Below are 24,344 nucleotides of genomic sequence, written 5' to 3' on the forward strand. Positions count from 1 at the left end.
CACTGGGTACCGTGCAACTACCAGTTCGCGGCGTGGTGGGTAGGTTACGTGCGCCAGAGCAGCCAGAAGGTGACGGCATGTCTGAAGAAATCGAAAAGCTGGACAGGCGTTACAAGGATTGGCGGGGCGTTGTGGTACACGTCGTGGGCTTCGACAGAGCAGGGGATCGCGTCATCTTCATGCGTGCCGGTTACCCGCATGAGTGCGCCCAGCCTACTGAACAATTCCGGCGAAAGTTTAAGAGGGTCTTATGAGCGTTAAGTTATCCGCATACGTCTGGGATGGTTGCGCTGCTGCCGGTTTGAAAATATCGGCGGTGGCCATTATGGCGCGCCTCGCTGACTTCAGTTCTGACGAGGGCCTGTGCTGGCCGTCTATCACTACGATTGCCCGCCAGTTGGGTGCTGGTGAAAGCACGGTGCGCACTACGCTGGGCAAACTTGAGGCTGACGGCTGGATCACCAGCACTCAGCGCCGTAAGGGAAACCGCAACACGTCGAACATGTACCAGCTGAACATTGCCAAGCTTCGTGCTGCTGCGGAACCGTCAGATTCTGACGCATCAAAATCTGACACCTCAAATTCTGACCGGTCAAAATCCGACGCATCAAAATCCAACACGAATACCGGTTTTCACCCGTCAGAATCTGGGGGGGATCCGTTAGTAAATTCAAAACAAGATTCATCAGATATAAAACCCCTTTGTCAGCCTGCTGCGCAGACCGACAAAGGGGTTGAAATTACTGATCAGGCTAAACAGGTTCTGAACTACCTGAACCAGACCACCGGCTCACGTTATCAGGTCAGCAAATCCTCACTGGATAACATCCGCGCCAGACTGCGTGAAGGCTTCACCCCTGAAGAACAGCAACTGACCGTTGATTACATGCATGCCAAATGGGGCGGCGATCTGGAAATGGCCGAGTATCTGCGCCCGTCCACGTTGTTCCAGCCTTCCAAGTTCCCGGGTTATCTCGAAGGTGCCAATGCTTGGAATCGTGCTGGCCGCCCAGCCCGCAAAAACGGGAAGTGGGACCGCGGCGAAGTGGCCGTTGATACCTCTGAACGTGATTCAGCTTATCGCCGGTTTATCAGCGGTGTTGCGGCGAGCAAAGCCCCAAGTGATTTGGAAAAACTGGTCTGTACTGAGGCAAGCAAAGCCAGCGTGCGCGGCATGCGCAGTGATTTCGCGATCAGCACCTGGAATCGCATCTGGAAAGAATGTGCCCAGCGCCGGCAGGGGGGGAAACCTGCATGAAAAAAAACCATCAGGAATTAGTCATAGAAGAGCCCATGCGGGATTGCACTGCGCGCACCTGCTCGAATACTGAAGCATCGTTAATCGAACATGCCTGCTTTATTCCTTCAGGGCATTCGATGTCATCTAAGATTAATACGATCAGCAAAAAGCCTCGGTTCAACATTGTCACTGGGCATTGTGCCGTGAAGAAAACCTATTCACTGGGCGAAGCGCCAAAACAAGTCGCAGAACCAGCAGCCGAAAAATCCAATATAGCTCTTGTGAAAACACCGGCTGAAATCAGTGCTGAGTTTGAATGCAACCTATGGGCAGTACATCTGGGCTGGGGGCGTTATGAATAACGATTTGGGGCAGTTCAGCGAAGGGCGGTTGGAAGAGTTGCTTTCAATGGCTAAAGCAATTTCATACGGAAATGCTTTGTTTGATGTTCAAGAAATCATTCCACTTTTACGTATAGCATTAGCAGTAAAGCAGGCCAAGCCTGATTATTACGTCATTAGTCGACCGTTCACAGACGGAAATAGTTCTACTTTTAAACTTGATGTGTATTTGGAAGAAGTTGATGCCATCAAATGCAAAAACGCCCACGGCGGCGTAATTGTTCCTGTCTACACGACACCACCAGTGAACCATGGCGAAAAAAGCAATTTATCAGTAATTCCTGAAGAACTAGGCCTCTACCTTGAATTGAGACCACGTTTCTATAAGGAGTTCAATGTTGTTTACCGGGACAAAAACAAAGTATGTGGCTATGCCCTACATACGGGGCGCTGGTCATGCTTTCAAACCAAAAACTTTGATCAAAACTTCCGTATCGCCCCTAAATCGGAGGCGCTATGAGTTATCAACTGATTTATGCGGATCCTGCCTGGCAGTATTCCAACAAGATAAGTAACGGCGCGGCGGGTGACCACTACAGCACTATGGCGGTTGAGGAAATGAAGCGTCTTCCGGTCTGGTCTATTGCAGATGAAAACGCAGTTCTGGCGATGTGGTACACCGGCAACTTTGCTTCAGAAGCAGTGGAGCTGGCGCATGCATGGGGCTTCAAGGTGAAGACCATGAAGGGATTTACGTGGGTAAAACTCTATGAGCAGGCACGTAGCCGTATAGAGCGTGCGCTGGCAGAACAGGCCATGATTGATTTCGAAGATTTTATGGATACTTTGAACGTGGAAACGGTGATGAATGGCGGAAACTACACGCGCGGCAACACAGAAGATGTGTTGATCGCCGTTCGCGGGTCCGGTCTCGAGCGCCTGAACGCCAGCATTAAGCAGGTTGTTTATAGTTGCCGCGGTGAGCACAGCGAAAAGCCAGCAGAGGTGCGTTTTCGCCTCGAAGAGCTTTACGGGCAAGTTTCACGCATCGAGCTTTTTAGCCGTGGAGAAGCTCCAGGCTGGCATCACTGGGGAAATGAAAACCCATTCAACGATATCGAGTTGGTACCGGCGAGCTTCACTACTATTCCTCCTGTGCGGAACTCTCGCGTAAAAGTGTTGGCAGGTCATTATCAGGCACTGACACTACTATCAGCTTCTAAACCCCAGATCTCCGCTGGCGTCGTTTACCTGCAGGAGGTTGCTGCGTGAATGAATTTCAGAAAATCTGGCTCTCTGCTTACAACGGCTGGTTGACAGCGGTCTCCCCTTCGGGGGAGCTACATCCCACTGATTACACCGCTGCGCGGGAACATGCCGATGCTGTACTGAGCAGCCTGGTTAAAGCCGGGGAGAGAGCTGAATGAGAGCGCTCTTAAAGCCATATCCACAGAGGGATTTGGGGATCGTGCTGTTGCGGCCGCCGGGCGACATGCTGCAACATTTCAGCGGGAAACGTCTGCTGATCACCGATGAGCCTGCAGACCTGCGCGGCGCGGCGGACGGTCTGGTACCGGTAGAGGCTCAGCCGTTATCGCGTGATCCGCGTCTCGCGGCCTTTCTTTCGTCAGAGCGCGTGATTGGTCTTGCTGGTGGCTGGGATGCGCTGGCGCAGTGGGTTAAGCGTAACAGCGGCTGTCAGTGCACCGACTTCGGCGGCCAATATCATCATCATGAGCTGGTGCAGGTGCGCCGGGCGCGCGGCATGGTGTCCCTGTGCTGGTCTCACGACAATGAATACCGCGACAAAGAATCAGCCAAACTGGACGCTGCTGCTCTGGCGAACGTCACTGAATTCGTGACTGAAGCTATTCGTGCGCGGTCTCGGCTGCCAGACGGCCACCGCCTGACCTTACCGGAATTGTGCTGGTGGGCAACGAGTAAGGGGCTGGCGGCACAGTTACCGGAGGAAATCATTTGCGAGGCTCTGGGGGTGAAATACCGTGCGCCTGGCACCCAAATGAAAGAATCCGACACCAACCCGTATGAGAAAGAACCGTGTGACGCGCTCGTGAGTAACATCAAACCGGTGCTGGCGCTGGCAATCGATCCGGAGACGCCGGAGTCATTCTTGCTGCGCCCGAAGCGCCGCCGGTACGAGAACACGAAATACACCCAATGGGTAAAGCGCCAGCTGTGCTGTGCCTGTGGTAACGGGTCCGATGATCCGCACCATATCACCGGCAACGGCTTTGGTGGTATGGCAACAAAAGCGCATGACCTGTTTGTGATCCCGCTGTGCAGACGTTGTCACGACTCACTTCATGAAGATACCGAGAGCTGGGAAGAAGAACACGGTACACAGGAATTTTGGGTGCTGAAGACATTAGACAAAGCCCTAGCTATGGGTGTTATCGCTACCGGCAAGCAAAAATAAGTGTGGAGACAGCATGAACCTTGAAACAATTTTGAAGCATTTTTACCCGAAAGGGTTATCCATCAGCGACACTTCCCGCGCGACGGCCAGCGACGCACTTAACATCACCGATATTATGGCGGCGCTGGGGATGACACAAAGTGACGAGGAATTCGGCCTGCGCCTGTTCCTGGCAAAAGCCGGTATCAGCCAGCAGGATAGAACGATAGCGGTCGGCATGCTGACGCAGTACGCCAAACAGCACGCACCGAAGCATATCAGCAAAGTCGCGGGGAGGCGCATGGCTGAATGCCTACACATTCTGGCAAAAATGGCGTTTGAAGATTATGCTCGGTCGGCGGCGGCCACTTCTGATTGTACGTGCTGCTCTGGCACCGGCTTTTTGAGAGAGAAGAGAACCTTCAAAAATCAGTTGGCAATCGACCGCCGGGAATATCTTGATTCGCTACCGGGCAATTTAGGCCTGCTTTACCGCAATGAAATGAAGTCCAAAACGGAAGGTGAAGAGATAGTTGATGTCATTTGCCAACTGTGCAAAGGGAAGGGGACCATCTCAAATCGTTGCCGCTGTAATGGCACCGGCCGCGTGCGTGACCTGGAGAAATCAAACCTTTTCGGCGTTCCAGTCGATAAGACTTGTGATCGGTGCGCGGGCAGGGGATTCAAACGGACACCCGGCACAACCGCCTACAAAGCTATTACGGCGTTGCTGCCTGACCTGCATGAAAGAACATGGAATCGTAACTGGCGGCCACTGTATGAGTCGCTTGTGACGAAATGTGAGCAGGAAGAGAATCACGCTGATGCTGTATTCCAAAGAATCACCAGCAAATGAGCATTTTGTAAGCCCCACATAACTAATGAAAATTTTCTCAGTTAGATAGCTTACATCCAGCAGGCTACGAAAATTCAGTAAACTGCTCAAGCGCCGGGATCCCAGCGCCTAGATATTATTCTCTGAGAAAACTTTTTTGTTTGCAAATTGTCCAATCTTGCGTAATGTTACCACTAAGGTATCGCCGATTTAGTCAGCAGTAAGGGGTTTCATCATGAGCAAAAGCCAACTATTCACTATCAACGTTACACACGAAGATCGCATGTGGACGGGGATCTGCGATGAGCTGGGTTTGGTAACTGAGGCCAAATCGTTTGAGCAGTTAACTTTGCGTGTCCGTGATATCGCACCTGAATTATGTCAACTAAACTGTGATGTTCATCCGGATGAAATGCGTCTGGACTTTGTACATGAACAAACCTTACCTATGATGCTCTAACATATGGGCAGAGGGTTCTATACGGACATAGCCTTAATCCTCCATCGACACAAATGCAAATTTGTCAGGCAGGGAAAAGGAAGTCATGAAATTTGGTATAGCCCCATTACGAACAAAACCTTTTCCGTGCCGGTCACAGTGGTTTCAAGAAATACAGCCAATGGGATACTGAAACAGGCAGGGTTAGAAGAGAAGATTTAAGCCCGCAATCCAAATGCGGGCTTTTTTGTGTCTGTGACATCCAGCTTAATCTGATTATTCACTAGTAAAATTTAACTTAAGAGAATACTTTTGATGAGCCACATTTGTGGCCTTAACTACACACAGGTATTACATGAAAAAAATATTCGCAATGCTTCTGGTAACCCTTTCTCTCGGTACTTCCGTTCAGGCTTTTGCTGGCAGCTGTCAGCATGATAACGATACTGCATCAGATGGTTCACGATGCGGTGGAAGATCAGAGGACTCTCGCCCTGGTGGCAAAGGTGTCCGCTGATAAGCAGCCCAAACATAGAAATATGAATAACGCCTTCTTAAACTAAGATTTGTTCTATTTACGCCATTTCAGCCTCAACTCTTGCATTTTGTCCGAACTTGGCGTAATTTAATCAAATCATGGGCGTTTAAGTAGATGAGCGCTAAGAAGAATCAAAAGAAACCCCGCTTTGGCGGGGTTTTTTGCTTTCTGATGCTACTTTGTAATTTTAATATAAAGAAATCCTCGGTATGGTCGATGTGCATTTTACTAATCATATTTTGGGATGTAGTAATGAAAAAAATCTTCATACCAGTATTTTTTATGCTCAGTGGATGCACTAGTTCAGCTTATGAGAGTGGTTGGAACGGGAAAATCTCAGGAGAAGTGTTTCATGAATGTGCATTATCTTCATGGGCTCCCGGTTTTTATTTCAACGAAAACGTTGACCGTCTCGTTCCTTTAGGACTACTTACGCAAGATGAAGCCAGTAGAGCAAAACGACATGATGTTAGAGTTGGAGATAAGGAGTGTTTAGCTTATGCTGCGTATGGTTTTAACCCGTCAAAGTATCAATTCTCAAGTAACACGAAAAAACTTTTGCTCAGCCGATCTGTAGAATATCGTTGCGAGAAGTCCCCAATTCCGTGCCCAGGTAAATTAATCACTATCGTAGACGGTAGGGTGTCTGATATTAAAGACATTAACGTTAAAGAAGCGATAAACTAATTTTACAAATTTATTATTTCTCTGCATCAAATGAACCCGCCTTGTGCGGGTTTTTGTGTATCAGCAGCATTAAAAGATGCACCAGCAAAAGGAAAGGCGTCAGCCGACGCATCAGTAATGATGCTGCCCCGAGTCCCAGGGGGCCAGATGCAGGTCCGAACTACAATATGAGTTGGTTAGGGTTGCGTAAAGAAAAAGGCACACCGGTAAAGCAGCGCTCCAGCCATACGCACACCGGTTATTAGCGGCGAGGAGCGGCAGAACACCCAAGGGCATGGGCGCGTCCACTGTGAGAGTGTGGACCTGCATCATCCTCAGTTTGCTAAATGCCTGCTATCTTATATAAAACATCATATGAGACCATCGGCATGAAGTTACTAACTAACGAATTTGAGTATCGCGAATGGATGCTAAACGGCTACCTTCACTTGGATGAGGAATTTCCTTCGCTTTTCGACGCGGACGAGCTTGAAAGAGAAATGCTGAGGCGGGCGCCCAAAGAATTTCCTTGCCTTGCACAAGTTGTAGAAGGCGAAGGCCCTTACTCCCCGCCGTCTATTCAGTTTATATATAGATCCCAGATAGAAGAATGGGCAAAGCTGTTTGGCATTTTTAGTTAGAGAAATCTATTATTCCAACGGCTGCCTTGTCTGTTTCATCGGTGCTGCAATGATCGCTGATTAATGGGTCTGGATCACAATGTTGTACTTTGTTGGTCTGAAAATGGTTAATTTCGCAAAAATTGTTAAATGTCATCGGGATTAATCTGAGATTATAATCTGGCCCCTTCAAGAGCTAAGCCATTAAGAGTGCCGGAGATAAGCGCCGGGTGGGGCAGAGACTACATCTTTAATTACAGAAATTATTTGAACCCGCCAATGTGCGGGTTTTTGCGTTTTTGAGGCTGCCAATTTGGTGGCCTTCTCTCGTTTTGGCGGCCAGTCAATCAGCTAACCACGCATCCTTTCGCAAACGGACTGAGCCGCTAAACCCCTCACTACTACGCACCCAACCGGACAACCGGAGGGGGAGACTATGAGAATGGACAAATTGACTACAGGCATTGCGTACGGAGCCTCTGCCGGTAGCGTCCTGAACGGCCTGTTGAATGCATTTAGTCCGGATCAGTGGAACGCTATAGGTGTGCTGGCAGGTATAGCTGTTGCGCTCCTCACATACCTGACAAACCTTTATTTCAAAATTAAAGAAGACCGCCGCAAAGCACTCAGAGGTGAATGATGGCAACTCAGCCTGGTATCAAAAGCAAACTCAGCAAAGCTGTAATTGCTCTGATTATTTCTGGTGCCGGTGCTTCAGCTATCCTCGGCCAGTTTCTTGATGAAAAGGAAGGTAATCGCCTGACTGCTTATCAAGATGGCGTGGGGGGCTGGACTATTTGCCGCGGCGCAACCCGTGTTGATGGCCGTCTTGTTTACAAGGGAATGAAGCTCACAGCAGCGAAATGCGCCCAGGTAAATAAGCTGGAGTCAGATAAGGCGATTGCCTGGGTAAAGGGAAACGTCACCGTCCCGCTGACGCAGCCACAAATTGCCGGAATCGCTTCATTTTGCCCTTACAACATCGGTCCGGTGAAATGCTTTACTTCGACGTTCTACCGCAAACTTAATATTGGTGATAAACGCGGTGCCTGCTCGGAGATAAAACGCTGGGTGAGGGATGGTGGCAAGGATTGCAATATACGTGCGAATAATTGCTTCGGTCAGGTGCAACGACGTGATCAGGAAAGCGAACTGACGTGCTGGGGGTTGGATGGATAGGCACTCAGCAGCGGGAATGATGTTCTTCTTCGGTTTCGTGCTGGCGCTATTTCGTGCCCCCGGCTGGGGTTGGTGCTTATTTATCGGGGTGCTTCTCTCATGAATAGCAAAGCAGCTGTAGTTGGCGGGTTGGTGATTACTAGTGTGATTGCCGTTCTGCTGGCGCTGGCTTTTCATTTTCACGCAAACGCAGTGAAGTCCGAAGGTAAAGCCGATCAGCTGCAAAGTGATAATAACCTGCAAGCACTGACAATATCGACACAGGCATTTACCTTCCAGCGCTCAAATGAAATTGCTGGCGCTGCCCAAAAGTACGCCGTCAAAATCATCGGTGACAGCCAGGAGAAAGAAATTGAATACCGGACAATACTCAAAACTGAGCCGAGCTGCACTCTGCCTATCCCTGCTGATGTTGCTAACGGCCTGTACGACTACGCGAACCGTTTACGTTCCAGCGCAATGTACGCCGATACCAGCCAGCCTGTTAAAGCCGCTGTTAGTGCCACTACCACCAAGCGAATAACTTATTGTCAGGCTGTGTTGTGGATTGACCCGCTACTCACCCTGATAGAGCAGGCTAACAACCAATTGGCCGGAATACGCCAGATTGATGATGAAAGACATGAAAACTTATTAGGTGCAGCTAAATGACCAACAAAATCTATTTGAGCTTTAACCGACTTTACACGTTGAAAGATGGCGATTATCACGGTGCAACGCATACTTAAACGGTTAGCCACGCTGTAAAGCGCTGCGTAATCCTGAACAAGACTCATGCAAAAATGGCGCTTTATTTTAGATTTTTTCCAACTTTGAACTCCTCAAGCTACACTTTGTATAATTATATTGAACCAGCTTTCCTGAATTAGTAAGATGTAAAAAAGACATTATGAAAAAGGAAAATCAATATACCTGAACACAGTCAGGGTGTTCACCTTAGGCTTATTTGCCGTTGCGAACGTTGTTCGCTTTTTAAGAAGGGTATATAAATGAGTACAGAAGATGATTTGAAGGAAATCAAAAAAAGTTTACACCGGATTGCTTATGGTGGTCCATCTATTGGGAATCTTTGGCTTATAGTTGCCGAAGTTATTGTATTCAACCTGTGCCTTGTGTTCATGACAGTTGAGCATGCAAAGGTGTCTTTTGGGTTAACTTTCGCGCTAGTTTATGGGGTCTCTGCTGTCTTATTGCTTCTGAGTAGACTGAACCTTATACCTCTTTTCATATGCTATACATATGTCAGTCTTTGTTGGTCCGTAATTCCTTATGGTGGATTTATGGACGCAAGACTTCCTGCAATTGCATGGATTAGTGCTGCTGCAGTATTTGTCTTCTCTATGTGGATTCACATCTTTTATGTAACTGAGGATGCGTTTAATGGAAAGAAAAAGTCTAAGCGCATAAGTTAAATATATATTTAGTTTTATCCAAGGCTCGCTTCGGCGGGCTTTTTTATTGGAGCTAATATGCAGGTCACTATCGATGGTGTCCCTTATGCGCCTGCTTACAATTCCATGCGTCGATGACTAAGGCTTCTATGGTCTCATGTGTAATGAGAATCAATATCAAAAAAAATCGATGGGAAAGCAACTAATCAATTAAATATAGTTTCAAATGAAATGATTAGCAATGAAAGGTACTCCCGACAGGGGGCCTTGCCACGGGGCGGCGGACTCGCGGAAAACGGCTAGTTTTCGCGATCTAGGGTCATCATCATCATCTGTGCAGGTTATTGATTTTATTAATACCCAAATTGCAAAGATGTCGATTCGTCTAAAAAGTGTTCACCATCATGGACCAAGAAATCGCCTCACTCAAACTCAACATCAATCAACTTGCAGGGATCACGGGTGTGCACCGGCAGACCGTCGCGGCGCGCCTGAAGAATGTCGATCCCGCGCCGGGCAGTAACGCGAAACTTAAATTATTTTCCGTGACTGATGTGTTGACTGAATTGATGATCCCCACGGTTTCAGGTGACGTCGCTGAAATGACGCCATCCGACCGGCTGGCGCACTGGAAGGCCGAGAATGAGCGGCTGAGTTTTGAGCAGAGCATGGGGCAGCTAATCCCCGCGGAAGATGTGGCAAGAGAATTTTCGGTTATGGCGAAAGCCGTCGTTCAGGTGCTGGAAACGTTGCCGGACGTGCTCGAGCGAGATTGTGCTCTGCCGCCGTCTGCCGTGATGCGGGTACAAAATATTATTGATGATCTGCGTGACCAGATTGCGCAGAAGGTCATTGACGCAGAACCGGAGGAGGAGACGTCTGAGGAGGACTGATGGCAAAGCGGGCTTCAGCGCGTGGCATCCGGAGAGATGTACCAGGAATACTTCGCGCCCCGCGGCGTATGCTGGTTGCCGATGCGGTCAGCCAATATATGCGTGTACCGATGGGGGCCGGCAACTCCGTTCCCTGGGATCCGAATCTGGCTCCGTATATCATTGAGCCTATGAATTGTCTGGCATCGCGTGAATATGATGCCGTGATTTTCGTCGGGCCGTCCCGGACGGGTAAAACCATCGGCCTGATTGATGGCTGGATAGTCTACAACGTTGTCTGCGATCCCTCCGATATGCTGCTTATCCAGATGACAGAAGAGAAAGCGCGCGAACACAGTAAAAAGCGTCTCGATCGTACTTTCCGCAGCAGCCCTGAAGTAGCCAAGCGCCTGAGCCCCCGGCGTAATGACAACAACGTCTACGACCGAACATTTCGCGCCGGTAACTACCTTAAAATCGGTTGGCCCTCTATTAACATCATGTCGTCATCCGATTATAAGTGCGTGGCGCTGACGGATTATGACCGCTTTCCCGAGGATATCGACGGAGAAGGTGACGGCTTCACACTGGCCTCAAAACGTACCACGACATTTATGTCATCCGGTATGACGCTGGTGGAGAGTTCACCGGGCCGTGATATCCAAGATACCAAGTGGCGGCGCAGTTCACTTCATGAAGCCCCGCCGACCACCGGCATTCTTTCATTATATAACCGCGGCGAGCGCCGCCGTTGGTACTGGCCTTGTCCGCACTGTGGCGAACACCTCCAACCGGCGAAAGATGTGGTGCAGGGCTATCAGAATATTGTCGATCCGGTGGTTGCCAGTGAGGCGGCATTCATTGAATGCCCACATTGCCGCGGAAAAATCACAGCAGACCAGAAGCGCGCGCTCAATCAGAAAGGCGTCTGGCTGCGCGACGGTGAACAGATTGACCGTCATGGTGTCATTACGGGTACCGCGAGACGTTCCCGCATTGCTTCCTTCTGGATGGAAGGCCCCGCAGCGGCATATCAGACCCTGTCTCAACTGGTCTATAAGCTGCTTTCAGCCCAGCAGGATTATGAGGCCAACGGCAGTGAAGAAACCCTGAAAGCGGTGATCAACACTGACTGGGGTCTGCCTTATTTTCCACAGTCGAGCGTCGAGCAGCGGAAATCCGAAACGCTTATGGCCCGCGCCACCGTGGTGACCAAGCGTACGGTGCCCGACGGCGTGCGTTTTCTGGTGGCGACCGTTGACGTGCAGGGCGGGCGCAACCGGCGCTTTGTGGTGCAGGTGATTGGTTATGGTTCGCACGGCGAGCGGTGGATTGTCGACCGGTACAACATCAAACAGTCGATGCGTACGGGGCCTAATGGTGAAAGCCTGCCTATTGATCCTGCTGGATACCTGGAAGATTGGGACTTGCTGCGCACGGACGTGCTGGATAAGACATGGCCACTCAACAGCAATCCAAGCATATCAATGCCCGTGCTGGCGATGGCCGTGGACTCCGGCGGTGAAGACGGCGTGACCGGTAATGCCTATGAGTTCTGGCGCCAATGCCGCCGCGATGGCGTACACAAACGTGTTTATCTCTTCAAAGGAGACAGCACCACGCGCAGCAAGCTGATCACCAAGTCATTGCCGGACAATACCGACCGTCCTAACCGCCGGGCGGAAGCCCGCGGCGACGTCCCGCTCTACCTGCTACAGACCAATATGCTCAAAGACCGGATCAGTAACGCGCTTCAGCGCGATACGCCGGGGGCTAACTACGTTCACTTTCCTGACTGGCTGGGGGAGTGGTTCTATGACGAACTGACCTATGAAGAAAGGGGCACTGACGGCAAATGGACGAAGCCAGGGAAGGGGGCGAACGAAGCCTTTGACCTGATGGTATACGCCCATGCGCTGGTGATTTTGCGCGGGTACGAGCGGATAAACTGGGAAAAACCGCCTTCATGGGCACAGCCCTTTGAGCAATCCACACCCAGCACGCATTCAGATCCCCAAGCCATGCCAGCCAGCAGTAATCACAAAAAACCGAAAACAACCCGCGCCAAGACAGAGGATAAACCTTCTGCCTGGGCGCCATCGACATCAGGAGGCTGGGTATGAATCAGGCCGATATTGAAGACATGATCCAGCAGTATATGACCGCTGAACGCGCCGTCCTGCAGGGGAAATCCATCACCTTTAACGGGCAGTCCATGACGATGGAGAACCTCAGTGAAATCCAGAAAGGGCGGAAAACCTGGGAGCGCCGGTTAAGCACGTTGCTGGCGGCGCAGCGCGGGCGACCGCAGTACCGGCTGGCGAGGTTCATACGATGAGCCTGATTGATGATGCCATTGGCCTGATTTCACCGGGCTGGAAAGCCTCACGGTTGCGGTCCCGTGTGGCAATCAATGCCTACGAGGCGGCATTACCGACGCGCACGCACCGGGCGAAGCGGGAAAACCGCAACGCAAACCAGCTCACGCAGTTTGCTGGCCGTTCAATCAGGGAGCAGGCGCGCTGGCTGGACAATAATCACGATCTGGTGATTGGTTTGCTGGACAAACTCGAAGAGCGCATTGTCGGCGCGCGCGGAATTGTGGTTGATCCCCAGCCCATCCTGAAAACGGGGCTGGTGGCCGATGAACTCTCTAAACAGATCCGGGCAGCATGGGCGGAGTGGTCTGTTTCCCCCGATGTGACAGGGCAGTTTACCCGCCCCGTTCTTGAGCGGCTGATGGCAAGAACCTGGCTGCGCGACGGTGAGGTTTTCGGCCAGATGGTACGGGGCTCAGCCCCCGGACTCACCCCGACGGCGAACATCCCTTTCTGGGTCGAGGCGCTGGAGCCGGACTACATTCCGCTGGAGATGAACGATACCGGGAAGGGGATTTGTCAGGGGATCTATCTCAACGACTGGGGATGCCCGACAAAGTATGTCGTCTACAAAAATCTGGTGACATCAGGCGTTGCGCTGGGCAATACCAAGGAAATTGCTGCAGACGGCATGATGCACCTCAAATTCATGCGCCGTCTTCATCAGGTCCGGGGAAACAGCCTGCTGTCCGGCATCCTGATCCGCCTGAGTGCGTTGAAAGAGTATGAAGATTCTGAACTGACGGCCGCCCGAATTGCCGCTGCGCTGGGTATGTACGTGAAAAAAGGCGACGGGCAATCCTACAGCGATGCCGGTGGTAATGACAAAGACTCCCGCGAACTCAACATCGAGCCCGGGATGCTCTTTGATGACCTCGAGCCCGGCGAAGAAATCGGAATGATTAAATCGGATCGGCCGAATCCTAACCTTGAGACGTTCCGCAACGGGCAGCTCAGGGCGGTGGCCGCCGGCAGCCGCAGCAGCTTTTCCAGTATCTCCCGTAACTACAACGGCACTTACAGTTCTCAGCGTCAGGAACTGGTGGAGTCATTTGAAGGCTACGGCATTCTTCAGGATGCGTTTATTGCGGCCGTGACCCGACCGATGTACCGCAGCTGGTTGCAGATGGCGATCACGGCGGGCGTGATCGACGTACCGCCCGATGTGGACATGGCGACGTTGTTTAATGCGGTCTACAGCGGGCCGGTGATGCCGTGGATTGACCCGATGAAAGAGGCCAACTCCTGGCGCGTGCTGTTACGCGGCGGTGCGGCAACGGAAGGGGACTGGGTCAGGGCGCGCGGCGCGAATCCGGGCGATGTAAAACGCCGCCGCAAGGCGGAAGTCGACGAAAATAAAACGTTAGGTCTGGTCTTCGACACGGACCCGGCAAACGATAAAGGGGAAGCCAGTGCGAAAGAATCGAAGAAATAAACTGGGTATGTCACCCAAAGCCTCTGCGGGGGACAAAAGCTGGTTCCGCATGAAGGCCAGCGGCGACAAGACTGCTGATATTTATATTTATGACGAGATTGGTTACTGGGGCGTGACCGCCCGTCAGTTCGCCAGCAGCATGAAAGCGCTGGGCGATCTGGACCATATCAATCTGCATATCCACTCGCCGGGCGGCGATGTCTTTGACGGCATTGCCATTTACAACCTGCTTAACAGCCATTCGGCGAGCAAAACCGTGTATATCGACGGTCTTGCCGCCTCAATGGCCTCGGTGATTGCCATGGTGGGCAATCCCATCATCATGCCTGAAAACGCCATGATGATGGTACACAAGCCCTGGGGGATCACCGGCGGCGATGCCAACGACATGCGCGACTATGCCGACCTGCTGGACAAGGTCGAGGCCGTGCTGATCCCATCCTATGCCAAAAAAACCGGCAAAACCCCTGACGAACTTGCCCTGATGCTGGGTGAGGAAACGTGGATGACCGCTCAGGAATGCCTTGAGCACGGTTTTGCTGACCAGATTTCTACCGCGGTGCAGGCGATGGCCCGCATTAATTCAAAACGTATCGAGGAATTCGACGCTATGCCAAACGCACTGAAAAACATGATCACCAAGCCGAAAGCGACGACTCAGAATCAGCCGGAACCGCAGAATCCACCTGTTGCGCCTGTTGTTCCTGGCCCCGCAGCGCTGGATGAAAACGCCATCCGCAATCAGGTCATTGCCGCCCAGAAACAGCGCGTCACGGGGATCAAAGACCTGTTCGCGATGTTTGGCGGCCGCCATCAGGAATTACAGGCGTCATGCATTGAAGATATCGACTGCACGGTCGATCAGGCCAAGGACAAGCTGCTGGTGATGCTGGGCAAAGACGCCAGCCCGTCCAATAAAAACGGCAACAATGCACACATTCACGCCGGCAATGGGAATTTCACCGGCGACGGTATCCGCCAGGCGCTGATGGCGCGCGCAGGCTACGAAGACCGGCAGAATGACAACGTGTATAACGGCATGACCCTGCGCGAATATGCGCGCATGTCACTGACCGAGCGCGGCGTCGGCGTTGCGGCTTATAACCCGATGCAGATGGTGGGGCTGGCGATGACGCACACCACCTCTGATTTTGGCAATATTCTGCTGGATGTGGCGAACAAATCACTGCTGCAAGGCTGGGAAGAGTCACAGGAGACCTTTGAAGCCTGGACGAAGAAAGGGCAGCTCTCTGACTTTAAAACGGCGCACCGTGTCGGGCTGGGCGGCTTCCCGTCGCTGCGTAAGGTACGCGAAGGGGCGGAATACAAATACGTCACGACCACCGATAACAGCGAGACCATTGCGCTGGCCACCTACGGTGAAATTTTCTCTATTACCCGTCAGGCCATCATCAACGACGATCTGAACCAACTGACCGACGTGCCGATGAAAATTGGCCGCGCCGCGAAAGCCACCATCGGCGATCTGGTGTATGCCGTACTGACCGGTAACCCGAAATTGTCAGACGGCAAGGCGTTGTTCAGCAGCGATCACAAAAACCTGGCCACCGGTGCCATTGACGTCACGAATCTGGATGCGGGCCGCCAGCTGATGCGCGTTCAGAAAGAGCCAACCACAGGCCGCACCCTGAATATCCGCCCGGCGTTCCTGCTGGTGCCAACCGCCCTCGAAACCGTGGCAAACCAGACTATCAAATCTGCCAGCGTGAAAGGCGCCGACGTTAACGCCGGTATCATCAACCCGATCCAGAACTTTGCGACGGTGATCGGCGAACCGCGTCTGGACGATAACAGTACCAAGTCCTGGTACCTGGCCGCTGCACAGGGTATGGATACCATCGAGGTGGCTTATCTCAACGGTGTCGAGCTGCCTTACATCGATCAGCAGGAGGGGTTCAGTTCTGACGGTATTGCGACGAAAGTGCGCATTGATGCCGGTGTTGCGCCGCTCGATTACCGCGGTCTGGTGAAATCCTCCGGCCAGTAATCCTCCTCCCGCGTCACCCGAATGCCCGTAAGGGCTTTTTTTATACCTAAAATTCGCCCCCTTCCGGGGCGTCTGGAGTTTTCCAATGGCTAAGAATTTTGTACAGGAAGGTCAGACGATTTCCATTACTAACACCGGCGCTGCCGTGATCGAGAGCGGCGACCCCGTAGTACTGGGTTCCCTGCTGGTTGTCTCTCTGGTGGATATTGCCCCGAATGAAACCGGCACGGGCCTGGCTGAAGGGGTATTCCTGCTGCCGAAAGTCTCCGCCGATGCGATCCCCGCTGGCACAAAAGTGTATATCGCGGACGGAGAAATCCAGCTGGCGTCTGCGGATGCCGTGGCCGCCGGCATTGCCTGGGAAGCTGCCGCCCCGGGCAGCACCGTCGTTGAAGTGAAAATCAATGGCTAACGCCTTTGATGCGTTGGCTGCGCGGATGGATGCGGTAACGACCGCGCGGTTTGGGCGGGAGGTGGTGATTAATGGCACCGTGTTCACCGGTGTTGAAAGCCATTTTCTGCCCGAGATGGGGCCGGTGAGCGGCGATGGCCTGTCTGTGGTGGTTTTTTCTCCCGATTACCAGCCGCACCGTAACGATCATGTGGTTTATCAGGGAGAAAGTTACATCGTCACCCGTCATCAAATGTTTAACGGGAAGCCACAAATCTGGCTGGAGTAAGGGGAGGGAATATGACCATCAAAGGGCTGGAGCAGGCCATCGCCAATATGAACAGTATCAGTTCGACGGCCGTTCCGCGCGCCTCGGCGCAGGCGGTTAACCGGGTGGCAGGGCGGGCCATCAGTCGCAGCAGCAGCACGGTGTCGAAGGAAACCAAGGTGCCGAGAAAGCTGGTCATGCAGCGTGCAAAACTGAAAAAGGCCACGATAAACCGGCCGGTTGCCACGTTAAAAATCAACCGGGGTAATTTGCCAGCCATCAAGCTTGGCGCGGCGCAAATGCGTGTTTCACGCCGTCAGGGCAACCTACGCGGGCGGGGCAGCGTACTCAAAATAGGCCGCTTTACCTTTCGGAATGCGTTTATTCAGCAACTGGCTAACGGCCGGTGGCATGTGCTCCAGCGTTCCGGGAAAAGCCGGTACCCGATTGAGGTTGTGAAGATACCGTTAACCACCCCACTTACGGAAGCCTATACCGCAGAAACCCACCGTCTGATGCAAAGCGACATGCCGAAGGAAATGGCTTCCGCCCTGAAAAATCAACTGAGGCTGATCATTAAACGATGATAAAGCACCCAAAAATCCGTAAAGCCGTGCTGGATGCGCTGAAACTTTCGGTGACCGATCCTTCCGTCACCTGGTATGACGGCCGCCCGAGTTTTCTGACCGCTGAAGACCTGCCCGCCGTTGCCGTCTACCTGTCCGGTGCTGAACCCACAGGGGAAACCCTTGATGAAGATGAGTGGCGGGCGACGCTTCATGTGGAGGTATTTCTCAAGGCGGTGAGTCCTGACACCGATCTCGACCTGTGGATGGAACAAAACATTTACCCCGTTGTGGGTGACATTCCGGCGCTTTCGGACCTTATCGAAAACATCATGCCCGAAGGCTATGACTATCAGCGCGATGATGAAATGTCGACGTGGGGCTCCGCTGACCTGCGTTACACCCTGACTTACTTAATGTGAGGAATTTATGACCACACAACTCGAACCGACCAAAGGCGCGGGCACCACACTCTGGATTTACACCGGCAGCGGCGATCCCTACGCCAATCCGTTATCGGATCAGGACTGGACCCGGCTGGCGAAAATCAAGGAGCTGACGCCGGGAGAAATGACGGCTGAATCCTACGACGACACGTACCTCGATGATGCCGACGCCGACTGGAACGGCACGGCGCAGGGGGCCAAATCTTCCGGGGACACGTCGTTTACACTGGCCTGGAAGCCTGGCGAGAGCGGGCAGCAGGATCTGGTTAACTGGTTTTACGATGGCGCTGTGCGCGGGTACAAAATTCGTTATCCCAACACCGCTGTTGATGTCTTCCGTGGCTGGATCAGCAGCCTGGGGAAAGCGGTGCCGGTAAAAGAGGTGATCACCAGGACGGTGAAAATCACCAATACGGGCAAGCCTGCGCTGGCCGAGAGCAATCAGACCGCTGCAGTACCCGTGACCGGCGTGACCGTCACGCCGTCAACCACCAGTGTGGTGGTCGGACAAAATGCGGTGATCACTGTGGCGGTGCTTCCGGACGGAGCGACAAACGGCTCGTTTAATGTTGCGGCTGCCGATCCGACCGTCGCCACGCTGACGGTATCGGGTAATACCGTCACGGCGAAGGGCCTTAAAGCGGGTACGACACAACTCATCGTGATGACCAATGACGGCCAGAAAGTGGCTATCTGCACACTGACCGTCACGGCGGCATAACGGAGCGAGCATGTTTTTAAAATCAGAACTGTTTGAGTTCAACGGGGCAAACGCCACGCTGTACGAGCTGTCGGCGCTGCAGCGCGTCGAACTGTTGCATTATCTGGCCGCGCAGGAAAAAGCGTTGCCCAACGATGAGCCCGACGAACAAATTCTGTCAGCCGCACTGGTTGAACTGAATATCCGGGCGGGTGCGATGGTGGTCGCCATGTCCCTGTGGCACAGCGAGTCGCCGAAGCCTGATATTCACGACCTTCAGCAACAGGTGATGAGCACTTGGCCGGTCGAGGCCATCGGGAAAGCGGATACCCAGGTCAAAGTGCTGTCGGGCATGATGGCAAATTTGCAGACAACCGAACAGGAAGTTCCTGAGTCTGAAGACACCGACAGCCAAGGGGAAACAGCGGAAAAGCGCTAACCCGTGAAAAGGATTTTGTCATGAAGCTGGCGCGTGAGTTCAGGCGGCCTGACTGGCGCGCCATGCTTTCTGATATGTCCTCCAGCGATCTGGAGGAATGGCACCGATTTTATGCGTCCCATTACTTCGAAGATGCGCTGCTTGATGCACATTTCGCCGCGCTGAACCTCAATATTTTGTCGCTGGTATGCGGGGAAAACGATCTTAACGTGGGTCATTTCAGTCTGCTAAAACCTCACGACGTGGAAGAGCAGCCGGATCCCGATGATGAACAGTTAATGGCTATCGCAGAAGGTCTGTCAGGAGGAGTCCGCTATGGCCCAGCCAGTGGGTGATTTGGTCGTCAGCCTCGATGTTGATGCCGCAAAATTTAATGAACAGGTCAGTTATGTCCGCAAGCAATTTACCGGCTTAGGGGCGGACTCGACGAAAGCCGGGACGCAGGTTCAGCAGGCATTCTCTAAACAGGAGCTTGCTGCACAGCGTGCGGGTATTTCCATCGGGCAATATAAAGCGGCAATGCGGATGTTGCCTGCTCAGTTCACCGATATTGCCACCCAGTTGGCAGGTGGGCAAAGCCCCTGGCTGATCCTCCTTCAGCAGGGCGGTCAGATTAAAGATTCGTTTGGCGGGGTCGGGAACGTTGCCAAAATACTGCTGACATATATCACCCCGCTCAATGCGGCTATCGGCGTCGCTGCTGCTGTTTTTGGCAGCCTTGGCCTGGCGGTTTATAAAAGTCAGCAGGAGATTGCCGAAGCCAGCAAAATTATTCAGGAGTCCTTGGGTTTAAGTGGTGGCGCAGCGGAAAAGCTGGCGCAAAATATCCGGGCTATTGCCGATTCTTCTGGCGCGTCGATTAAAAGCGTTGCCGATCTCTTCATCACCACAAAAGATGGCGCTGACGAAGCCACGCAGAAAATGATTGCGGTCGGCTTCAGCTATCTGGATGCCAAAGCCAAGGTCAGTGAATATAAAGGCTCATCTGATTTTACCAACCTCAACACCCAGATCGAAGCGCACCGGCTTAAGGTGCTCGGTATTCCGGATGCCTGGACGGACGCGGAAGAGGCCGTCAGAAATTATTATTCGGGTGTGAATTTAGGCAAGCAAAGCGCGGCATTGGGGGGAGCTATTGATCCCATCGTTGGCGTTCTTGAGCAGGCGAAGCAGTTAAGGGGGGACCTCACAAAAGCCACGACAGACGGGAACCTGGCAACACAGAAATCCGTGGAGTGGATAAATAAGGAATATCTGGCCACGGATGCTGTTGCAGGGGCTGAAGCTAAACTTAAAGAGGCGCGGGAACAGTCACGGAAAATAGCCTTTTCGGGGGATGCGATCGCTATCGCGAATGCGCAAAAACTCATTGCCCTGCGTGAGAAAGAAGTCGAGCAGGCAAAGAAACGGCAGGAACCTAAAAAACAGCGGGTCACCACGTCTGCGGGAGACCGGGCAGAAGACAGCGCGCAGGGGGACTTACTGAGTCTGCAGGCACAGCTTAAAGTGCTGCAGCAGCATACCAGCGTCAACGATGTTATCAGCCAGCAGCGCAAGGATCTGTGGCAAACCGAGAATCAGTACGCCGTCCTTGAACAGGCAGCCAGCAGCCGGCAGTTATCTGCACAGGAAAAATCCCTGCTGGCGCATAAGGATGAAACGCTGGAGTACAAGCGGCAACTGGCCGCTCTGGGCGATAAGGTCGTTGCCCAGCAAAGACTTAATGCGCTTTCTGACCAGGCGGATAAATTTGCCCAGCAGCAGTCGGCAAAACGCGCCGCTCTGGACGCTCAGTCGGAAGGTGTGTCCTCGCGACAGGCGGAGCGCGCTGCCTCCTTGCAGCGTCTGCAGGAAACCTATGCGTTTAATCCCTCCGCCCAGCAGCGAGTCCTGCAGGAGCAACAAAAAACGTATGATGCAGAAGACGCCCTGCGGTCAAATTGGGTCGCGGGCGCGAAACAGGGCTGGGCGGAATACGCGGAATCCGCAACAGATGTCTTCACTTCCGTGCAGCAGGTGGCTCAGTCTGGATTTAACGGGCTTACTGACCAGTTGAATAGTCTGGTCACTACAGGGAAGGCAAGTTTCAAAGATTTCACCTCATCCATTCTGAAAATGATTGTTAATGTTATCAATCGTCTGCTGGTGGCCTACGCAATTCAGTCAGCTATGGGATGGGTAACGGGAAGCGTTTCTGCTGGCAGCGGTAATGCAGGAACGGCAATCACCGGCGGCAACTATAGCAATCTGCAGCTTGCTTATAACGGTGGTTACATCCGCGAATATGACGCGGGAGGCTATACCGGGCACGGCGGAAAGTATGAACCCAAAGGCATTGTTCATGGTGGGGAGTTTGTTTTCACCAAGGAAGCGACCAGCCGTCTCGGTGTCGGAAATCTTTATCGTTTGATGAAAGGTTATGCTTCAGGTGGGTATGTGGGCACACAGGGAGGAATGGCTTCACGGTTTGGGGCTACTGATATCAGCGTTTATGCCCCCGTAACCATCGACCGGCAGTCCGCATCGGGGGAAACCAGCAGCAGTGATACGGCAAACACCGCCAAACAGCTGCAGGGCATTGTTCAGCAGGTTGTGTCCGACAGGCTCAGGAAGGAAATATCTCCCGGCGGCCTGCTGTACAAGAAATAACTCTACAGGTTGAATTTATATCTCCCGGAGAAAAGATGGCGACTGAAACTTTTATCTGGCGTACGCAAAAAAGCGCCCAGGGAACCGATACGGTCAGGACGCTGCAGGCGCAGTTTGGCGATGGATATAAGCAGGTGGCTGCAAACGGTATAAACGCCAATGCTGAGACGTGGAGTCTGAGTTGGACCGGAAATAAAACCGATGCGGCCACGATCCGTCAATTTTTACTCAGTCATTTTATTGCTTCGTTCTGGTGGACAAATCCCTGGGGGGAAAAATACCTTTGGCGGGTCAAATCTGACTCTGTCTCGGTTAATTTTCCCGCCGGAAACAAAGCCACGCTGAGTTTTACTTTTGAGCGTGCCTTTGCGCCTTAATATCATCACAGTCCTGAATGGCTGCCTTCGGGCGGCCTTTTTTTATATGGAGAAACCATGAGTTTTACGCAGGATGTACAGGCGCTTGAGCCGGGGCAACTGATCCAGCTCGTTGAGATTGATGGTACTCAATTTGGTTTTGATACCATCCTTAGATTTCATGCGCATAATATCGACTCTGCAGGCTGGAAGTCATTTGCTGCTGAAAACCTCCCCTCCATTATCTGGCAGGGTAATGAATATGATCCCCATCCCTATGAGCTAACCGGGCTGGAATTGACCAGTACCGGTTCGCAGCCCATGCCGACGCTGTCAGTGGGCAACGTGGGCAATTACGTCACAGCACTATGCCTGCAGTATGACGACATGGTGAGGGCGAAAGTCAAAATCCACACGACGATGGCTAAATATCTTGATGCAGCGAACTGGACTGCGGGAAACCCTTCAGCGAGCCCGACGGAAGAACGCGTTCAGCTTTTTTACATCAATGCCAAAAAAGCCGAGACACGCGTTCAAGTCGATTTCGAGCTGTGCTCTCCGTTCGACGTTCAAAGCCTTCAATTGCCTACGAGACAAATCACACCTGTTTGCACCTGGTGCATGCGCGGGTGGTACCGTACCGGCACTTGCTGTGATTACGCTGGCTCAAATTATTTCCTGAAAGACGGTACGCCCACAAACAACCCTGCGCTCGATGTTTGCGGCGGTCGCATCTCTGATTGCAAGCTGCGTTTCGGTGCTGAAAATCCCTTGCCGTTTGGCGGTTTTCCGGCAGCCAACCTACAGGGTAAATAATAATGCGTGAAAAACTGATGAATCAAATCCGTGCTCATGTGTCTGTCTCGTACCCAAACGAAGCCTGCGGGCTGATCGTTGAAACCGGCACCGGACAACGTTTCATACCTTGCCGTAATATTGCCGAAAAACCTGCTGACACCTTCACGCTTTCTCCGGACGACTACCTGGCAGCTTCTGAACTGGGTGAGATTATTATGGTGATCCACTCACATCCTGATGTGGTTCAGTTGGTGCCATCGGAAATGGACCGTATCCAGTGCGATCACTCCGGCGTCGAGTGGGGAATTATGTCATGGCCAGATGGCGACTTCTGCACGCTGTCGCCTCGCGGTGATCGTGAACTGGCGGGACGGCGGTGGGTGCTTGGGCATGCTGACTGCTGGTCTCTCATCATGGACTACTACCGGATGGAGCACGGCATTGTCGTCAAAAATTATTCGGTTGACCGTGAATGGTGGGTCGATGGGAAAGAAAACCTCTATGACGATAACTGGCAAGCGGAAGGTTTCGTTGAGATTGACGCCAGCGGCATGCGGGCGGGTGACATGATCATGTTGTGCGTTCAGGCACCTGTAACCAATCATGCGGCCATTTACCTTGGTGACAACATCATGATTCACCACATGTTTGGTAACCTTTCTGCCCGGGTTCCGTACGGCAAATATTACCGGGACAGGACGGTTCGCGTCGTCCGCCGTAAGGAGTTGGTTGATGCTTAAGACCATGACGTTAAAAGGCCCCCTTGCGAAGAAGTTCGGTAAAACTCACCAGTTTCATGTGGCCGACATTAACGAATTTCTCCGGGCTATGTGCTCCCAGGTTAAAGGGTTCAAAAAGTACGTGTCCAATGCTCACCTTAATGGCGTGAAGTTCGCTTTTTACAGTGGCAAAAACAATATCTCGCTTGAAGAGTTTGATATGTCGGCGGCGGCCACCGAATATACGATGGTGCCGGTGATTGAAGGGGCAAAGCGCGCAGGTACTTTACAGATTGTTATAGGCGCAGTGGCATTGGTTGCCGCATTTTTCACTGCGGGAGCCTCAATGGCCGCATGGGGAGCAGCCGCAACAGCAACTGCAGCAGGTACGGCCACTGCCTCGATGGTGGCGGCGACCATGTTAACAGGGGTTGGGTTAAGCATGATGCTCGGGGGCGTAGTGCAAATGCTGACGCCGCAGCCAGGTTTCAATGTTGGCTCTTCATCAAGCACTGATAATAAGGCCAATTATGCATTTGGATCACCGGTTAACACGGTTGCAATGGGCTATCCGGTACCGCTGCTTTACGGCGAACGTGAAATAGGCGGAGCGATTATCAGCGCGGGAATTTTCTCCAGCGACCAGCAGTAACC

Annotated in this window: 33 protein-coding genes; all 33 read left to right on the forward strand. The window is 52.4% G+C overall.

The genetic code is table 11. The features are described 5' to 3' along the window. Positions 1-77 precede the first annotated feature (77 nt). The 33 genes from ETV65_RS10005 to ETV65_RS10165 all read left to right on the forward strand — a co-directional run bounded on the left by ETV65_RS10005 (position 78) and on the right by ETV65_RS10165 (position 24,342). The gene (locus ETV65_RS10005) at positions 78-254 is read left to right on the forward strand and encodes a DUF4222 domain-containing protein (protein ID WP_129952797.1); all 177 of its coding nucleotides are present in this window, start codon (positions 78-80) and stop codon (positions 252-254) included. Further along, the gene (locus ETV65_RS10010) at positions 251-1,258 is read left to right on the forward strand and encodes a conserved phage C-terminal domain-containing protein (protein WP_129952709.1); all 1,008 of its coding nucleotides are present in this window, start codon (positions 251-253) and stop codon (positions 1,256-1,258) included. Before ETV65_RS10005 ends, ETV65_RS10010 begins: the two co-directional genes overlap by 4 nt. Then, the gene (locus tag ETV65_RS10015; RefSeq protein ID WP_129952710.1) at positions 1,255-1,602 is read left to right on the forward strand and encodes a hypothetical protein; all 348 of its coding nucleotides are present in this window, start codon (positions 1,255-1,257) and stop codon (positions 1,600-1,602) included. Before ETV65_RS10010 ends, ETV65_RS10015 begins: the two co-directional genes overlap by 4 nt. Next, complete coding sequence (locus tag ETV65_RS25145; RefSeq protein ID WP_238483517.1) at positions 1,595-2,101, forward strand: hypothetical protein; 507 nt, start codon at positions 1,595-1,597, stop codon at positions 2,099-2,101. The genes ETV65_RS10015 and ETV65_RS25145 overlap by 8 nt, the downstream gene beginning before the upstream one ends. Continuing rightward, positions 2,098-2,853 carry an MT-A70 family methyltransferase gene (locus tag ETV65_RS10025; RefSeq protein ID WP_129952711.1) on the forward strand — a complete coding sequence of 252 codons (756 nt, stop codon included), beginning with the start codon at positions 2,098-2,100 and terminating at the stop codon, positions 2,851-2,853. Before ETV65_RS25145 ends, ETV65_RS10025 begins: the two co-directional genes overlap by 4 nt. Next, positions 2,850-3,008 (forward strand): hypothetical protein, encoded by a 159-nt coding sequence (locus ETV65_RS24910; protein WP_165383716.1) that lies wholly within the window; start codon positions 2,850-2,852, stop codon positions 3,006-3,008. Before ETV65_RS10025 ends, ETV65_RS24910 begins: the two co-directional genes overlap by 4 nt. Then, on the forward strand, positions 3,005-4,018 hold the full coding sequence (locus ETV65_RS10030) for a DUF968 domain-containing protein (RefSeq protein WP_129952712.1): 1,014 nt from the start codon (positions 3,005-3,007) through the stop codon (positions 4,016-4,018). The genes ETV65_RS24910 and ETV65_RS10030 overlap by 4 nt, the downstream gene beginning before the upstream one ends. Before the next feature lie 13 nt (positions 4,019-4,031). Then, the gene (locus ETV65_RS10035; RefSeq protein ID WP_129952713.1) at positions 4,032-4,853 is read left to right on the forward strand and encodes an antitermination protein; all 822 of its coding nucleotides are present in this window, start codon (positions 4,032-4,034) and stop codon (positions 4,851-4,853) included. Positions 4,854-5,067: 214 nt separating this feature from the next. Continuing rightward, a complete protein-coding gene (locus ETV65_RS10040) occupies positions 5,068-5,292 on the forward strand; it encodes a DUF1902 domain-containing protein (protein WP_129952714.1) in 225 nt (74 codons plus the stop codon). Between the two features lie 3 nt (positions 5,293-5,295). Further along, the gene (locus tag ETV65_RS10045; protein WP_129952715.1) at positions 5,296-5,493 is read left to right on the forward strand and encodes a type II toxin-antitoxin system HicA family toxin; all 198 of its coding nucleotides are present in this window, start codon (positions 5,296-5,298) and stop codon (positions 5,491-5,493) included. A 133-nt stretch (positions 5,494-5,626) separates the two neighbouring features. Then, positions 5,627-5,788, forward strand: coding sequence for a transmembrane anchored protein (locus ETV65_RS25365; RefSeq protein WP_071882958.1), 162 nt, complete (start codon positions 5,627-5,629; stop codon positions 5,786-5,788). A 273-nt stretch (positions 5,789-6,061) separates the two neighbouring features. After that, on the forward strand, positions 6,062-6,496 hold the full coding sequence (locus ETV65_RS10055; RefSeq protein ID WP_129952716.1) for a hypothetical protein: 435 nt from the start codon (positions 6,062-6,064) through the stop codon (positions 6,494-6,496). A 1,035-nt stretch (positions 6,497-7,531) separates the two neighbouring features. Beyond that, positions 7,532-7,735: a class II holin family protein gene (locus ETV65_RS10065; protein WP_013577792.1), complete on the forward strand. Its 204-nt coding sequence runs from the start codon at positions 7,532-7,534 to the stop codon at positions 7,733-7,735. After that, positions 7,735-8,274 carry a lysozyme gene (locus ETV65_RS10070; protein WP_129952799.1) on the forward strand — a complete coding sequence of 180 codons (540 nt, stop codon included), beginning with the start codon at positions 7,735-7,737 and terminating at the stop codon, positions 8,272-8,274. The genes ETV65_RS10065 and ETV65_RS10070 overlap by 1 nt, the downstream gene beginning before the upstream one ends. A 99-nt stretch (positions 8,275-8,373) precedes the next feature. Further along, positions 8,374-8,925, forward strand: coding sequence for a hypothetical protein (locus tag ETV65_RS10075; protein ID WP_129952718.1), 552 nt, complete (start codon positions 8,374-8,376; stop codon positions 8,923-8,925). A 338-nt stretch (positions 8,926-9,263) separates the two neighbouring features. Further along, entirely contained in the window at positions 9,264-9,686 is a 423-nt protein-coding gene (locus ETV65_RS10080) for a hypothetical protein (protein WP_119822328.1), read from the forward strand. Positions 9,687-10,069: 383 nt separating this feature from the next. Next, complete coding sequence (locus tag ETV65_RS10085; RefSeq protein ID WP_013577788.1) at positions 10,070-10,558, forward strand: DUF1441 family protein; 489 nt, start codon at positions 10,070-10,072, stop codon at positions 10,556-10,558. Next, complete coding sequence (locus ETV65_RS10090; protein ID WP_129952719.1) at positions 10,558-12,660, forward strand: phage terminase large subunit family protein; 2,103 nt, start codon at positions 10,558-10,560, stop codon at positions 12,658-12,660. The genes ETV65_RS10085 and ETV65_RS10090 overlap by 1 nt, the downstream gene beginning before the upstream one ends. Next, positions 12,657-12,875: a hypothetical protein gene (locus tag ETV65_RS10095; protein ID WP_129952720.1), complete on the forward strand. Its 219-nt coding sequence runs from the start codon at positions 12,657-12,659 to the stop codon at positions 12,873-12,875. Before ETV65_RS10090 ends, ETV65_RS10095 begins: the two co-directional genes overlap by 4 nt. Further along, positions 12,872-14,350 carry a phage portal protein gene (locus tag ETV65_RS10100; RefSeq protein WP_129952721.1) on the forward strand — a complete coding sequence of 493 codons (1,479 nt, stop codon included), beginning with the start codon at positions 12,872-12,874 and terminating at the stop codon, positions 14,348-14,350. Before ETV65_RS10095 ends, ETV65_RS10100 begins: the two co-directional genes overlap by 4 nt. Before the next feature lie 7 nt (positions 14,351-14,357). Further along, positions 14,358-16,358, forward strand: coding sequence for a ClpP-like prohead protease/major capsid protein fusion protein (locus ETV65_RS10105; RefSeq protein WP_205951581.1), 2,001 nt, complete (start codon positions 14,358-14,360; stop codon positions 16,356-16,358). An 85-nt stretch (positions 16,359-16,443) separates the two neighbouring features. Further along, the gene (locus ETV65_RS10110) at positions 16,444-16,770 is read left to right on the forward strand and encodes a capsid cement protein (protein ID WP_129952722.1); all 327 of its coding nucleotides are present in this window, start codon (positions 16,444-16,446) and stop codon (positions 16,768-16,770) included. Then, entirely contained in the window at positions 16,763-17,038 is a 276-nt protein-coding gene (locus tag ETV65_RS10115; RefSeq protein WP_129952723.1) for a DNA breaking-rejoining protein, read from the forward strand. The genes ETV65_RS10110 and ETV65_RS10115 overlap by 8 nt, the downstream gene beginning before the upstream one ends. 11 nt (positions 17,039-17,049) lie before the next feature. After that, positions 17,050-17,604, forward strand: coding sequence for a phage tail protein (locus ETV65_RS10120; protein ID WP_129952724.1), 555 nt, complete (start codon positions 17,050-17,052; stop codon positions 17,602-17,604). Next, complete coding sequence (locus ETV65_RS10125; protein ID WP_129952725.1) at positions 17,601-18,005, forward strand: phage minor tail U family protein; 405 nt, start codon at positions 17,601-17,603, stop codon at positions 18,003-18,005. Before ETV65_RS10120 ends, ETV65_RS10125 begins: the two co-directional genes overlap by 4 nt. Positions 18,006-18,012: 7 nt before the next feature. Further along, positions 18,013-18,750, forward strand: a complete 738-nt coding sequence (locus ETV65_RS10130; RefSeq protein WP_129952726.1) for a phage tail protein — start codon at positions 18,013-18,015, stop codon at positions 18,748-18,750. Between the two features lie 10 nt (positions 18,751-18,760). After that, positions 18,761-19,168, forward strand: coding sequence for a phage minor tail protein G (locus ETV65_RS10135; protein ID WP_129952727.1), 408 nt, complete (start codon positions 18,761-18,763; stop codon positions 19,166-19,168). Between the two features lie 20 nt (positions 19,169-19,188). Beyond that, the gene (locus ETV65_RS10140; protein WP_129952728.1) at positions 19,189-19,503 is read left to right on the forward strand and encodes a phage tail assembly protein T; all 315 of its coding nucleotides are present in this window, start codon (positions 19,189-19,191) and stop codon (positions 19,501-19,503) included. Continuing rightward, on the forward strand, positions 19,484-21,817 hold the full coding sequence (locus ETV65_RS10145; RefSeq protein ID WP_129952729.1) for a phage tail tape measure protein: 2,334 nt from the start codon (positions 19,484-19,486) through the stop codon (positions 21,815-21,817). The genes ETV65_RS10140 and ETV65_RS10145 overlap by 20 nt, the downstream gene beginning before the upstream one ends. A 35-nt stretch (positions 21,818-21,852) precedes the next feature. After that, positions 21,853-22,194, forward strand: a complete 342-nt coding sequence (locus ETV65_RS10150) for a phage tail protein (protein ID WP_129952730.1) — start codon at positions 21,853-21,855, stop codon at positions 22,192-22,194. A gap of 57 nt (positions 22,195-22,251) precedes the next feature. Further along, positions 22,252-22,989 (forward strand): phage minor tail protein L, encoded by a 738-nt coding sequence (locus tag ETV65_RS10155; protein WP_129952731.1) that lies wholly within the window; start codon positions 22,252-22,254, stop codon positions 22,987-22,989. A 2-nt stretch (positions 22,990-22,991) separates the two neighbouring features. Next, positions 22,992-23,711, forward strand: a complete 720-nt coding sequence (locus tag ETV65_RS10160) for a C40 family peptidase (protein WP_129952732.1) — start codon at positions 22,992-22,994, stop codon at positions 23,709-23,711. Next, positions 23,704-24,342 (forward strand): tail assembly protein, encoded by a 639-nt coding sequence (locus ETV65_RS10165; protein WP_129952733.1) that lies wholly within the window; start codon positions 23,704-23,706, stop codon positions 24,340-24,342. Before ETV65_RS10160 ends, ETV65_RS10165 begins: the two co-directional genes overlap by 8 nt. Positions 24,343-24,344 lie beyond the last annotated feature (2 nt).

The sequence above is a fragment of the Rahnella sp. RFA10(1/100) genome, assembly GCF_004195115.1.
Classification (GTDB): domain Bacteria; phylum Pseudomonadota; class Gammaproteobacteria; order Enterobacterales; family Enterobacteriaceae; genus Rahnella; species Rahnella perminowiae.